Raw genomic sequence first — 13,566 nt, 5'->3', positions numbered from 1 at the left:
CTTAAAAAAAAAGCGCTTTTGAATCAAATTACTCAAAGTAGCGATTATCAATTTTACATAATTTCATGCAAATTTAAAACTAGCCCTAAATTTTTAAGGGTATAAATACGTAAATCAATAAAAATAACATTATTTACCCTAATTTTTTATAGGTATAAATTAAAATTACATAGTTTAGCATTGATATAACCCTTAAAAATAAATTTCAATGAAACAACTATTCACTTTAACATTTTTAATAGTATCAACAACTTTGTCAGCTCAAGAAACCGAAGAAGTTTCCGAAAAAAAATTCTCAGTAACAGGAAGTTTAGACGCGTACTTTAGAACAAATTTAACCGCAAGTGATACAATAACACAGTCACCAGCATCATTTGCAGATCAAACAGGGTTTGCTTTAGGAATGGCAAATGTTATTGCATCATATGAAAACGGAAAAGTAGGAGCAGTAGCAGACTTAGTATTTGGCCCAAGAGGAGATCAAGCTGTAGGATCAGATGCTTTATATGTAAATCAGCTATATGCCTACTGGAATCTTTCGAAAAAAACAACCTTAACTTTTGGTCGTTTTAATACCTTTCTAGGATATGAAGTGATTTCACCAACAGGAAATTTTAATTATAGCACTTCATACCTATTTGCAAGTGGCCCTTTTTCGCATGTTGGCTTAAAAGCAGATTTTGAGCTATCTGATGATTTTAGTTTAATGTTAGCCGTAATGAATCCTACAGACACCAACAATAATGCAACTGGCGATTATGCATTTGGCGCTCAACTTGGATATTCTGGTCAATACTTAAATCTATACTATGATTCAAAAGCTGTTTTAGGTTTTGAAATTGATTACACAGGTGGTTTTGATATCTCTGATGATTTCTACTTAGGAATTAATGCAGCATATCAAGACAATGATGGCACAGGTTTTTATGGAGGCACTCTTTATCCACAATACCGTTTTAATGAAACATTTGCTCTTGGTTTTAGAGGAGAATATTTTGCATGGCATGGTGACGGAAACGATTTGCCTAGCGCTTTTGATTTAACACTAACTGGCAGTTACTCTGTTGACGATTTAACCATAAAACCAGAAATACGATTTGATTCTTGGTCAAATGCTACTCCATTTTATGATTCAGACTACATGCCAACAGAAAGCCTAGCATCATTCGTCGTTGCAGCGATATACAATTTTAACTAACACAAATCAAAATGAAAAAAGTTGAAGCAATTATTAGAAAATCGAAATTTTCTACCGTAAAAAAAGCACTACATGAAGTTGGTGTAAACTTCTTCTCTTATTGGGATGTTACCGGATTGGGTAATGAAAAAGAAGGTCATGTTTACAGAGGAGTATCCTATAGCACAAGCGACATTCAACGTCGTTATCTATCAATAGTTGTAAATGATGATTTCGAAGAAATCACCATAAAAGCCATACTAGAAGCAGGCTCAACTGGTGAAGTTGGAGATGGAAAAATATTCGTCTCACATATCGAAGAAGTTTACAGGATACGAACAGGAGAAAAAGGAGGAAACACTTTAAAATAAAACTATGGAATTACTTACTACAAATAATGTATGGATGATGATCTGTACTGCACTCGTTTTCTTTATGCATTTAGGATTTGCATTTTTAGAAATTGGACTAACACGTCAAAAAAATACAATCAATATTTTATTCAAAAACATCTTTATCATAACAGTTGGTCTACTTCTGTATTGTTTAGTCGGATTCAACTTAATGTATCCTGGTTTTGCAGAAGGAGATATTGGAATCTTCGGATTTGCCGGATTCGGCTTAGACTCGCCTCTAACTGATGCTGGAACTTTAGATTTAGCATACAATGAAGGCTACACCTATTGGACAGATTTCTTATTCCAAGGTATGTTTGCAGCAACAGCAGCAACCATTGTTTCTGGAGCTGTTGCAGAACGAATGAAAATTGGACCATTTATGGTATTTACTGTTATTTACGTTGGGTTAATTTATCCTATTGCTGGTTCTTGGAAATGGGGAGGCGGATTTTTGCAAACATTAGAAACTCCATTTTATGATTTTGCAGGCTCAACATTAGTCCACTCAGTTGGAGGATGGGCAGCTTTAGTAGCTGTATGTTTACTAGGCTCAAGAATCGGGAAGTTCAAAGACGGGAAACTACAAGCAATTCCTGGTCACAATATTCCATTAGCAACAGCTGGTGTTATTATTCTATGGTTAGGGTGGTTTGGATTTAATGGTGGCTCAGTATTATCTGCAGATCCAGGATTAACATCGCTAACATTAGTTACAACTTGTTTGGCTGCAGCATCAGGTGGTGTTGTAGCAGCTCTAGTATCTACACTAAAATTCAAGAACTTAGACTTAACCATGTTTCTAAATGGAATTCTAGGTGGATTAGTTGGAATTACTGCTGGAGCAGATCAAATGAATCCAACAGATGCTATTATAATTGGAGCCGTTGCTGGAGCTATTATAGTATTCGCAGTATCTCTAATTGACAGATTAAAACTTGACGACCCTGTAGGAGCAATTGCTGTACATTTAGTTTGCGGTATTTGGGGAACTTTAGCTGTTGGAATTTTTGGAGCTTTGGCTGGAGGCGCACAATTTGTAAGTCAGCTTATTGGAGTTGTATCGTATGCAGGCATCTGTATTGTCTCTTCATTCTTAATCATTTTTATTATGAAAAAGACAGTTGGCATTAGAGTTTCAGAACGAGAAGAATTAGAAGGTCTAGATGCTCATGAACACGGCATGGACGCCTATCCAGACTTTAGATTAAACGAACATTAGCGTGTGAATTAGTTTTATTAGTTTTTAAGCCTTTAACATCATTGTTAAAGGCTTTTTAATTCCTTTAATTAAGCATTTTCTAGTTTCAATATTATATGTATTTTTGTCTTCAATAAAAAAAGAGGAAAAATTTGTTCTGATTGCAACCTCTAATACTAAAAAAACAGTATACAAAAAATGCTAAAGCAGTTAGTTTATAACTTCTCTAGCGACCAAGCAATCTTAACAACATATTAGAAACAAATATTTAGAGATTATGGCATATTTATTTACTTCGGAAAGTGTTTCAGAAGGACATCCAGATAAAGTCGCAGATCAAATTAGCGATGCATTAATAGACAACTTTTTAGCGTTTGATAGCGAATCTAAAGTAGCATGTGAAACTTTAGTAACTACTGGTCAAGTTATATTAGCTGGCGAAGTGAAATCGAACACGTATTTAGACGTTCAAAAAATTGCTCGTGATACGATTAACAAAATCGGCTACACGAAGAGCGAATACATGTTTGATGGCAACTCTTGTGGTGTTTTTTCTGCTATTCATGAACAATCTGAAGATATTAATCGTGGTGTAGATAGAGCTAGCAAAGATGAACAAGGCGCAGGAGATCAAGGAATGATGTTTGGTTATGCCACTCGCGAAACTGAAAACTACATGCCTTTAGCTTTAGATTTATCACATAGAATTTTAAAAGAACTTGCAGAACTTAGACGAGAAAATAACGACATCACCTATTTACGTCCCGATTCTAAAAGTCAAGTAACAATTGAATATAGCGATGACAACTTGCCGCAACGTATAGATGCTATTGTTGTATCTACCCAACATGATGATTTTGATGAAGATGAGGACATGTTAGCTAAAATCAGAAAAGATATTGTTGATATTTTAATACCAAGAGTTGTAGCAAAATTACCAGAACACATTCAAGTATTATTTAATGATGATATCACCTATCATATTAATCCAACAGGAAAGTTTGTAATTGGAGGACCACATGGTGATACAGGATTAACTGGCCGCAAAATTATAGTTGATACTTATGGCGGAAAAGGTGCTCATGGTGGTGGTGCTTTCTCTGGAAAAGATCCAAGTAAAGTTGACAGAAGTGCTGCTTATGCCACAAGACATATTGCAAAAAACATGGTTGCAGCTGGTATTTGTGATGAAATTTTAGTTCAAGTAAGTTATGCTATTGGTGTTGTAGAACCGACTTCAATATTTGTAGACACTTATGGCACTTGTCCGTTTAATATTACTGATGGAGAAATTGCTGAAAAGATTACTGCAATTTTCGATATGCGACCAGCAGCCATTGAATCACGCTTAAAACTTCGTCAGCCAATGTATAGCGAAACTGCGGCTTATGGTCATATGGGAAGAGATGCAGAAACAGTTAGCAAAACATTTAGCCAACCTCATGGCGAAACGATTACATTAGATGTAGAATTATTTACTTGGGAAAAATTAGATTATGTAGATATGGTGAAATCTGCTTTTGGATTGTAAACACTACAATAAACAACAAATTATTTAAAACCTCTAAGTTCATCTTAGAGGTTTTTTTGAACCCAACGCAACCTTTTTAAAGGTTTTGCATCTACTAAACACAAACGACATTGATTAAAACATTTTTAAGGATAACGGTGTTTTAAGAGATAGATCCACATATATATTTCATAAAACAAAAGCTTTCTTATTTAGAGAAAGCTTTTTTATGCGTTAAGGATAGTAGCGGCATCCTTTTTTGTTTTTTCAAAAAAGATACAGCGAATAGCCTGCAGGTTCTACTGCTAGTTTGACTTTTTTCGTTAAAGCTGAACGCCCAAAATACTACAATGAATAAACCACTCTAAACGTTACAAACCTAGGCTGTATAAAGGTCTCTGAGTTAAATACTGAAATATTACTTGAGCTGTTATTGACTTTAGAATCGATATCTAACAAGTTAGACGCTTTGACTTCATATTCCCATTTGGCATCTTTATCTTTTCTATATGCTAAACTCGCATCCCAAGTTTGGAACGACTGAGATGGTCTTACACCATCATCCTGATTGGTATAGGTATAGTCTGTTCTGAATGTTACTGATTTCCAGATGTAAGCATCAAACTCAACTGAAGGAGAATTTGTAATGAACTTGGTAGATGTTGAGCCTTGGTCGTTTTTACTAATAGAATAATCATATTTTAAACGCACATTTGGTGCTTCTCTAAAATTGGTACGTAACTCTGGCGAATAACTTTGAGTAAAACTTTGGTTAACGGTTTGCTCTCCTTGAACAATTTGATTTTGTTTCGCATAAGAAAAACGCGCTCCCAATCTTGCTCTAATCTTTTTGAAAGTTCGCTCAACACGACCAAACACACTTGCGGATTCATCGGCAAAGTTAGAGTTGAAATATGAACTTGTTCTAATCACATTATCAAAATTTGTTTCGCTTCTAATTTGATCTATATTCTTACTATAATTTGCAAAAGCAAACACATTAGTATAATTAAAAAGGTTAAAACTGAAATATCTCAAACTCAAATTATGTGATAATGAGTTTTGCAATTCAGGATTACCATAACTAATGTTACTAAAGCTATTTAAAACTATGCCTTCAGCTAAATTCGTTACATCTGTAAAAGAGTTGCTCATGTTATAACTGAAGGTTAAACTTTCACTCTTTTTAAACTGAATAAGTGTTTCAAATTCTGGCATTACCCTAAAGAAATTGTCTTTATGCTCAACGCCAAACTGTGTGTTTTTATTTCCATAAGCGTGTAAAGAAAAGCCTGGAGTTATGGTGAATTTTCCTGTTTTAACACGATATCTGAATCCTAAATACACATCACTAAAATTATACTCTGTATCGTTTTCATTTTGTAAAAGATTACCATCACCATCTTCTAATGTTGCTACTGGATCTAGATATGAACCATCATCTAAAAACTGAAAAATATTAGAATTAAATTTTTGATTGCTTAAAATCGTACCTAAGGTTAGGTTAATATTACTCTTATTATTTAAAATATAGTAGTAATCTAATTTAGCGTCTAATTGATTGGACTTGATACGTCTGTTTTGATTTAGGTTATACCCAAATTGATCTCTATCAATTCCTAAAGCATCAGCAGTGCCATCAAATGCATCTTGATCTTGAGGAGCATCAAAGTTATTTGTAGGATCATTGACAAGCATTGCATTGTAAAAAGGATCTTCGTCTTTTATAAGGTGCTGTGCTTCTAGAGCAAAAATATTTTTCTCGTTTAACGTGTAATAATAGTTCAGGTTTTGATTGATACTAAACGGATTTACTTCGTCTATTTGATCTGTACTACCAACAACAGACGACACTTCGCTTTGCATTTCTGAATCACTAGACATGCGTCCTAAAAGATCATAATCTAATTGATTATTAGCATTCGGTTTATACGACGCACTTAATTTTGCGATGCCTTGATTAGATGCTTCTCTTCCTGTTTGAACGGTTTCTTCATTAGGAATTCCTAAATCAGAATCGATATATCTTACAAAACTTTCTTCACGAGTTCGTAAACGACTGCTATTGTAGATAAAAAATCCGCTTAGGTCTAAAGCCTTATTTGGTGAGTAACTAAAGTTAGCAGCTCCGAGTTTTGATTCAATTTCTTGAGCATTAGCAATACTTGTTAATCCTCCAAGTCCATTATCGCCTAAATTAATACTTGTTCCACTACTCTGACTAGGACGCCTAAATCCGCCTCCAAAATTTCTAATATCGCGATTCGTTAAAGCCACTTCTCCAATATTATTTAAATCACCAATGACATTGACACTGTATTTGGGACTATAGTAAAACAGTTTAGGCTGAACCAAATACAATTCATCATCTGTAGCAACTCCTACTCCAGCTGTTACATCTCCAAACCAGAAATTTTCTTTTCCTTCTTTAAGTTTTATATTTATGGCAACATTATCTTGATTATTTTGCACACCTCTTAATTGCCCAACTTCAGAGTAATTACGCAACACTTGTATCTTATCAACTGCATTTGACGGAATATTTTTTGTTGCCAATTTCGAATCACCATCAAAAAAATCTTTTCCATTAACCATTAATTTATTGACGACTTTACCTTCGACTTCAATTTGCCCATCGTCATTAATTTCGACACCTGGTAATTTCTTGAGAACGTCTTCTAGTTTTCGTTCAGAACCATCTTTAAACGAATCTGCGTTATACACTAAAGTATCACCTTTAATGGTTACTGGCATTTCGTAAGTTAATTCAACAGCATCAAGAGCATTATCGTATTCAAGAGTATAGTTTTTTGTAATATCATCTTCTTTGGTTGCTATTTCTTCGGAAAGCGATTTCATTCCAATATAGCTCACTTGAATTGTATAGGTTGTATTCATATCTAAATCAAGCTTAAATCTGCCTTTATCATTTGATATCGCGTAGGAACCCATCGCCTTTGTTGCTTTATTAATAGCTATAATATTAGCCAACTCAAGAGGAGCTCCCAAACTGTCTTTTACGACACCTTGCACTGTAATTTGCGCACTAGTTATGCTTGTCACTAGCAGTAACGCGAGTAAAATTAAATTTCTCATGTATTGAATTTTGTTTCTTTGATTATTTCACTTCGGAAAATTGAAACTTTGGTTTAGTTATTAATTTCTTCGTCCACCTCCTCGTCCACCACGACCACCATACATTTCTCTCATCTCTTCAATTTTCTCTTTCATTATGGTATTGTACGCTTCACGAGTAACGACTTCTCCAGTCTCAGGCTTATTAATTCCCTCTTTTTCTTGAGGGTTCATTACTATTTTAGTACAGAGCATAACGGTTTTATCTGCTTGAACTTCTAGAATTAATCCTGGAAGCCCATGATATTCACCAGGTCCAGTACTAACAGGAATTTGAGGTGTGTACCAAGCCGTAACTACAACAAATTTTGGAGTCTCAAGTTCATCTAATGGATTATCTAATTCTGTTTTTGTAGTATCTGTAATTTCCTCACCTTCTTTCTTTTCGTCTTCTTTCTTATCATCATTATTTCTTCCTCGTCTACGCATGCTCATAAAATCCATTTCATCAACAGACTTTGTAGCCGTTGCTTTAAAACAAGTATATTGTCCAATCTTCTTTGTTTCACTACCTAGTTTCCATTCTAATTTTGGCAATGAATCTTTAACCAAAAATTGTTTACCAAAAAACTCTTGTTCTTGCAGAATCACATTTTCTTTAATGTCTTTATATTGAGGACCACCAGTAAAACTACTCATAAAGCCCCTCATACGACCACCTCCAACACCAGGAGCATCCAATTTTTCTTCTTCCTTGTATGTAGATTCACTTCGATTAAAATTAAGGATATATGTTTTTTCTAACATACTTTTCATACGTTCAGCAATTTGCTTTTTTTGCTGATCACTCATTTGTCCTCCACCAAAATTACTCATATCTACAGTTGTTTTGGTTTGATAAATTGCTTGTCCTTGAAAGTCTTGTTGCGCTGAAATTACTGTTGTTACTAATACAAAGAAAACAGTACAAATTCTTGTGATAAATTGAGTCATGATATCCTATATTTTATTTGTGGGTAAAATTAACCCATTAAAATATGTAAGACTCTAAAAACATTAAATAGTTAAATTCGAAAAAGTTAAAATTTTATTAAATAATTAAACTTAATTATCCACCAATTTTAATCATCACTTTTTCACCATCACCTCTTCTTGATCTCATGTTTTCCATTTGCTCTTCCGTTTTCTTATCCATTATTTCGTCAAATTTAGCCTGAGTGACTTCTTTTCCTTTTTTTGGCTCTTTTATGTCTATTGATTCATCTGGATTCATCACGACTCTAGTACAAACTAAAGTTAATTCTCCATCATTAATTTCAAGAATTAAACCAGGCAAACCATTAAAATCTTCTGGACCATTATTAATCGGAATTTGTGGCGTATACCAAGCTGTAGTAAGTCGATCTTTAGCAACTTTATCTAACTTACCTTCTTCTGTAATTGTTTGCGTCTCATAAGTTTCTGAAAAAGTCGCCTTAAAGCATGTGTAAATTCCTATGTTTTTGGTCTCATTTACCAATGTCCAACTCTTAGTTATTAAACTATCTTTAATAAGGAATTGCTTGCCGTAAATTTCGGTTTGATTTACAAAACGCTTCTCTTTGATGTTTTTATACAAAAGATCAGATCCTTCAGAAATCGTAATTTGAATTCCATTAGAAGCTGGTGCTGGAGCTGCTAATTTTTCATTCTTTTTATAAAGAGATTGATATTGATCAAAAGTTAGTGTGTATTCCTGCTGAAATTGTTTTCTCAATTGTTCTTGAATCTGCTTTTTCATTTCAGAATTCTTGTCATTGTCATCCATTTTTAAATCCACTTTACGATGTGATTTATATATGGCCTTTCCTTTAAATTCTTGCGCATCCATTTTTGTTACTACTAAAAGTATTGCAGCGACTAAAAAACTCATGTATACTTTCATTATTATTTGTTTTTATAATAGTTAATTGCTCCTTTTCTAATCTTTTTTATCGTTTTCAAAAAAGGCTTTAGATTATTAGTATTACCTTTCACCTTGTATGATACTTTACTTTTTTCTCCTTTAGATATTTGATTTCCATTGCAAATAATTTCAAACGATATGTTTTCATCTTCACTTACATCATTTAAAACATCTTTGATATCTTTCAATTTAAATGTAGATTCTATATCTGACGCAGAATCTACTGTCATTGAAATTTTAAAATCGGAAAACTTAGTTATTTGTAATGGTTCCGAATCATTAAAATTTTGTGGCTGAGCAAAACTAATTGTTGCTAATAATAGGAATAGAATTGTAATTACTGATTTCATATGTATTGATTTTATGATTAGTACTCTGCAAATATAATTGTGCCTTTCATGGCTTTTAGTTAACCAATGTTAACGTGTGTTAACCGATTAGTTTTTGCGTCTATTAACATTTACATTTGAATTATGAATGATAAACGCTATCAATACATCTTATATCTTATTGTTTTTGTGATTATTAGCACGATTGCTATTCAGGTATTTTGGAATTACAAAAATTATCAAACCAATAAACAACAGGTTTATAATGACATACAATGGAGTTTAGACAATGCCGTAGAAACGTATTACACAACCCTTTCTAAAAAGAATTTTCTAACCGTTATAAATTCGACTGACACCAATGACAAAACCGATTTTAGTCATGTTGCTTGGGACACCATATTAAAACCATTTAAAACTAAAATCAAAACCATAAAAGAACAAAACACAGGTCACGATTCTATATTTAAGATTACAACTATTGATATTTCTGGAAACGACCAATCCGATTTAGACAGTATAGACAACATGTATATTAATGACATGTTTGATTCTTACGAAGACTATTTTAATAAAGAAACAGCTTCTGGAGACACCTTAAAAACTGAAAAATTCACACAGCTTTCTAAAGACAATAAAAGAGGATTAACCTTTGACAAAAACGCAAAATCAATCACAGCTAACAAGGTGTTTTGGGGCAAAAAATCGAGAGATAGTTTAAAACTAATTAAAGGGCTTTCTACTATTTATATTGCTATGCAACAAGACTCTTTAGATTATAAAAAGTTAGATTCTTTACTTATTTCTGAATTGAAAAACAAAGGTGTTTCTAATGATTTTTATGTTACTCATTTAAAAAATAAAGACACTTTACATTCGTCTAAAATTAATAATCAAGCTGAATTCCCTATAAAAAAGAACGCAAAAACAACCTATTTAAAAGCAGATGAAATTATCACACTAAACTTTAAGAACCCAGTAAGTGAAACTTTCAAACGTAGCTTTTTAGGCATCTCGCTGTCTACATTACTTATCCTTGCTGTTATTAGTTGCTTATTCTATTTGTTGAGAATCATAAAACACCAAAAGCAATTATCTGAAGTTAAAAACGATTTAATCAGCAATATCACTCATGAGTTTAAAACACCTATCGCAACCATTGGTGTCGCACTAGAAAGCATTCAGAGCTTTAACGTCATTGACGATAAAGAAAAAACAAAAAACTATTTAGATATGTCAAGCACACAATTATCTAAACTAAATACTATGGTCGAAAAACTATTAGAAACCGCAACGCTTGACAGTGAAAATTTAGAACTCAATACAGAGCGTTATAATATTTCAGAAGTCATAACAGCAGTTATTGAAAAACATAAAATACAAAATGACAAATTGGTCCATTGCGACATCGATGACAATGTCTTTATAAATGTCGATATTTTTCATTTTGAAAATGCAATTAATAATATTATTGATAATGCTTTCAAGTATGGAGGAAATCAAATTGAAATTCAACTAAAAAGCAAATCATCACAAATAGAAATTTCAGTTTCAGACAATGGAACCTCACTTACAAAAGCCAATAAAGATCGTGTTTTCGAGAAATTTTACCGCGTTCCTAAAGGCAATACACATGATATTAAAGGGTTTGGAATAGGACTATACTACACTAAAAAGATTATTGAAAAGCACAACGGAACGATTCAAATTCAACTAGAAAAACAAAAAACAACATTTAAAATCGTCTTAGCTTATGCATAAAACAACCATTTTACTTGCTGAAGACGAACCTGCTTTAGGGCAGATTATAAAAGAAAGCTTAGAAACAAGAGACTTTAATGTATTACTATGTGACGACGGAGAAAAAGCCTTAGACACATACCAAACTAAAAACCCTGAACTTCTAGTTTTAGACGTTATGATGCCAAAAAAAGATGGCTTCACTTTAGCGAAAGACATAAGAGCTATTGATGACAGCATTCCTATTATCTTTTTAACAGCAAAATCACAAACGCAAGATGTAGTTGAAGGATTTACTATTGGAGGCAATGATTACCTAAAAAAACCTTTCAGCATGGAAGAATTGATAGTTAGAATTAATAATTTACTCAATAGAACTAAAGTTCAAAAAACCTCTGAAATACTTCAAATAGGTGATTATACTTTTGATTTCCCAAAGCAAACACTACAACATAATGGAGATGAATTTGTTCAACTCACTCATCGTGAAGCCCATTTACTATTTCATTTAGTAAAGAACAAAAACAAAGTTCTAGATCGTTCATTAATTTTAAATAAACTTTGGGGAAATGACGATTTTTTTAATGCAAGAAGCATGGATGTTTTTATTACTAAGCTTCGCAAAAAACTAAACAGAGACAATTCTATTCAAATTTTAAACGTTAGAGGTTTTGGGTATAAATTAATCTGCTAAAAGTGGTTTGATTTTTGTACTTTTCAAATTGCAATGCGACACTTAATTTACATTTATTTTTTATTTTCAATGTTACTCAATAGTCAAGAATCTATTGATGCGACACTTATAAAGTCTACGGATTTAAAAATAGATCAAATTATTGCCTTAGATAATTTCGAAACCTTTTACTACTTGCAACACAATACTATTTACAAGCAAGATAAAAATGGTACATCTATAAATTACAGCAATTATCAATTAGGCGAAATCACGACAGCAAATACATTTAATCCGCTAAAAATTAATTTGTTTTATCAAGATTTCAATATGGTTGTCATTTTAGATAATCGACTTGCCGAAATTTTCAAAATCGATTTCAACACAATCCACCCTTATAAAAATATATCACATGTTTCAACTGGTTTTGATAATACACTTTGGGTTTTCAATATGGATTTTCAGCAATTGGAACTCTTCGATTACAAAACTAACAAAACCCGTTTCTCTGCTGTTCCTGTGCAATCTGAAGTTTTAGACCTAGTAAGTGATTACAATTATTGCTGGCTACTAACTAAAAAATACCTCTATCAATATAATTACTTTGGAAGCATGATTTCAAAAATTGAAAATACTGGTTTTACCAAAATCACAAAAAGCAATGGCCATCTTATTTTTAAAAAAGAAGACCACTTATATTTCAAACACAAGAAAAAAGAAGACATTGTACCTATAAATCTTCCAAAATTGTTAATAAATCAGTTTTTATTGACCAATGAAACCTTGTATATTTACGATCTTAAAAAACTCCATAAATACCAACTAAAAATCAATTAGATATGCATGTTGCAGTTGCAGGAAATATAGGTGCTGGTAAAACAACACTCACAAAATTACTCGCTAAACATTACAAATGGGAACCTCAGCTTGAAGATGTTGTGGACAACCCTTATCTCGATGATTTTTACAATCAAATGGAACGTTGGAGTTTTAATTTACAAGTATATTTCTTAAACAGTAGGTTTCGTCAAGTATCTCAAATTCGAAAGAGTGGCAAAGACATTATTCAGGATCGAACGATTTATGAAGATGCACATATTTTTGCACCAAACTTACACGCTATGGGTTTAATGACCAATCGCGATTTTGAAAATTACCGTTCGCTTTTTGACCTGATGGAATCTTTCGTTGAAGGCCCAGATTTATTGATCTATTTACGTAGTTCTATTCAGAATTTAGTAGCTCAAATTCATAAAAGAGGTCGTGATTATGAAAACACCATTAGCATTGATTATCTAAGCCGATTGAATGAACGTTACGAAGCTTGGATTCATGGTTATGACAAAGGTAATTTATTGATTATCGATGTCGATCCACTTGATTTTGTAGCAAACCCTGAAGATTTAGGAGATATTATCAATAAAATTGATGCTCAGATTAACGGCTTATTTTAGGGCGTTACATTTTGCTTACACCTACATGGTTTAAAATCTTGCAGAAACACAAAAATGTCAGGCTCTC

The 13,566-nt window shown here is 32.7% G+C and carries 12 protein-coding genes; 8 read left to right on the top strand and 4 right to left on the bottom strand.

The features are described 5' to 3' along the window. The first annotated feature begins 208 nt into the window (after positions 1–208). The 4 genes from MUN68_RS01270 to metK all read left to right on the top strand — a co-directional run bounded on the left by MUN68_RS01270 (position 209) and on the right by metK (position 4,304). Complete coding sequence (locus MUN68_RS01270; RefSeq protein ID WP_249995125.1) at positions 209–1,198, top strand: outer membrane beta-barrel protein; 990 nt, start codon at positions 209–211, stop codon at positions 1,196–1,198. 11 nt (positions 1,199–1,209) lie between these two features. Further along, the gene (locus MUN68_RS01265; protein ID WP_249995126.1) at positions 1,210–1,548 is read left to right on the top strand and encodes a P-II family nitrogen regulator; all 339 of its coding nucleotides are present in this window, start codon (positions 1,210–1,212) and stop codon (positions 1,546–1,548) included. Positions 1,549–1,552: 4 nt separating this feature from the next. After that, positions 1,553–2,794, top strand: coding sequence for an ammonium transporter (locus MUN68_RS01260; RefSeq protein WP_249995127.1), 1,242 nt, complete (start codon positions 1,553–1,555; stop codon positions 2,792–2,794). Positions 2,795–3,050: 256 nt separating this feature from the next. Next, on the top strand, positions 3,051–4,304 hold the full coding sequence (metK, locus tag MUN68_RS01255) for a methionine adenosyltransferase (RefSeq protein WP_249995128.1): 1,254 nt from the start codon (positions 3,051–3,053) through the stop codon (positions 4,302–4,304). A gap of 324 nt (positions 4,305–4,628) precedes the next feature. Here metK and MUN68_RS01250 read toward each other — a convergent pair whose 3' ends face one another. The 4 genes from MUN68_RS01250 to MUN68_RS01235 form a co-directional block, all read right to left on the bottom strand. Then, a complete protein-coding gene (locus tag MUN68_RS01250; RefSeq protein WP_249995130.1) occupies positions 4,629–7,379 on the bottom strand; it encodes a TonB-dependent receptor in 2,751 nt (916 codons plus the stop codon). Positions 7,380–7,439: 60 nt separating this feature from the next. Next, the gene (locus tag MUN68_RS01245; RefSeq protein ID WP_249995131.1) at positions 7,440–8,351 is read right to left on the bottom strand and encodes a GLPGLI family protein; all 912 of its coding nucleotides are present in this window, start codon (positions 8,349–8,351) and stop codon (positions 7,440–7,442) included. A gap of 115 nt (positions 8,352–8,466) precedes the next feature. Then, entirely contained in the window at positions 8,467–9,282 is an 816-nt protein-coding gene (locus tag MUN68_RS01240; RefSeq protein ID WP_249995132.1) for a GLPGLI family protein, read from the bottom strand. Positions 9,283–9,284: 2 nt separating this feature from the next. After that, the gene (locus MUN68_RS01235) at positions 9,285–9,653 is read right to left on the bottom strand and encodes a hypothetical protein (RefSeq protein WP_249995133.1); all 369 of its coding nucleotides are present in this window, start codon (positions 9,651–9,653) and stop codon (positions 9,285–9,287) included. Between the two features lie 123 nt (positions 9,654–9,776). On the opposite strand from MUN68_RS01235, the gene MUN68_RS01230 reads away from it, so the two are divergent. Genes MUN68_RS01230 through MUN68_RS01215 form a run of 4 tightly spaced genes read left to right on the top strand, consistent with a single transcriptional unit; the run spans position 9,777 to position 13,499 of the window. Next, on the top strand, positions 9,777–11,393 hold the full coding sequence (locus MUN68_RS01230; protein WP_249995134.1) for a sensor histidine kinase: 1,617 nt from the start codon (positions 9,777–9,779) through the stop codon (positions 11,391–11,393). Continuing rightward, entirely contained in the window at positions 11,386–12,066 is a 681-nt protein-coding gene (locus MUN68_RS01225; protein ID WP_249995135.1) for a response regulator transcription factor, read from the top strand. The genes MUN68_RS01230 and MUN68_RS01225 overlap by 8 nt, the downstream gene beginning before the upstream one ends. Positions 12,067–12,099: 33 nt before the next feature. Continuing rightward, a complete protein-coding gene (locus tag MUN68_RS01220) occupies positions 12,100–12,882 on the top strand; it encodes a hypothetical protein (RefSeq protein WP_249995136.1) in 783 nt (260 codons plus the stop codon). 2 nt (positions 12,883–12,884) lie between these two features. Continuing rightward, positions 12,885–13,499 (top strand): deoxynucleoside kinase, encoded by a 615-nt coding sequence (locus MUN68_RS01215; protein ID WP_249995137.1) that lies wholly within the window; start codon positions 12,885–12,887, stop codon positions 13,497–13,499. Positions 13,500–13,566 lie beyond the last annotated feature (67 nt).

The sequence above is a fragment of the Psychroserpens ponticola genome, from assembly GCF_023556315.2.
In the GTDB taxonomy this organism is placed as follows: domain Bacteria; phylum Bacteroidota; class Bacteroidia; order Flavobacteriales; family Flavobacteriaceae; genus Psychroserpens; species Psychroserpens ponticola.
Note: the sequence above shows the minus strand (reverse complement) of the source record. Positions and strands in the feature narration are given on the sequence as shown.

What these genes read in the sequence shown, in the direction of transcription:
- MUN68_RS01270 (WP_249995125.1), top strand. Translation starts at nt 209, where the DNA reads ATGAAACAACTATTCACTTTAACATTTTTAATAGTATCAACAACTTTG.
- MUN68_RS01265 (WP_249995126.1), top strand. Translation starts at nt 1,210, where the DNA reads ATGAAAAAAGTTGAAGCAATTATTAGAAAATCGAAATTTTCTACCGTA.
- MUN68_RS01260 (WP_249995127.1), top strand. Translation starts at nt 1,553, where the DNA reads ATGGAATTACTTACTACAAATAATGTATGGATGATGATCTGTACTGCA.
- metK (WP_249995128.1), top strand. Translation starts at nt 3,051, where the DNA reads ATGGCATATTTATTTACTTCGGAAAGTGTTTCAGAAGGACATCCAGAT.
- MUN68_RS01250 (WP_249995130.1), bottom strand. Translation starts at nt 7,379, where the DNA reads ATGAGAAATTTAATTTTACTCGCGTTACTGCTAGTGACAAGCATAACT.
- MUN68_RS01245 (WP_249995131.1), bottom strand. Translation starts at nt 8,351, where the DNA reads ATGACTCAATTTATCACAAGAATTTGTACTGTTTTCTTTGTATTAGTA.
- MUN68_RS01240 (WP_249995132.1), bottom strand. Translation starts at nt 9,282, where the DNA reads ATGAAAGTATACATGAGTTTTTTAGTCGCTGCAATACTTTTAGTAGTA.
- MUN68_RS01235 (WP_249995133.1), bottom strand. Translation starts at nt 9,653, where the DNA reads ATGAAATCAGTAATTACAATTCTATTCCTATTATTAGCAACAATTAGT.
- MUN68_RS01230 (WP_249995134.1), top strand. Translation starts at nt 9,777, where the DNA reads ATGAATGATAAACGCTATCAATACATCTTATATCTTATTGTTTTTGTG.
- MUN68_RS01225 (WP_249995135.1), top strand. Translation starts at nt 11,386, where the DNA reads ATGCATAAAACAACCATTTTACTTGCTGAAGACGAACCTGCTTTAGGG.
- MUN68_RS01220 (WP_249995136.1), top strand. Translation starts at nt 12,100, where the DNA reads ATGCGACACTTAATTTACATTTATTTTTTATTTTCAATGTTACTCAAT.
- MUN68_RS01215 (WP_249995137.1), top strand. Translation starts at nt 12,885, where the DNA reads ATGCATGTTGCAGTTGCAGGAAATATAGGTGCTGGTAAAACAACACTC.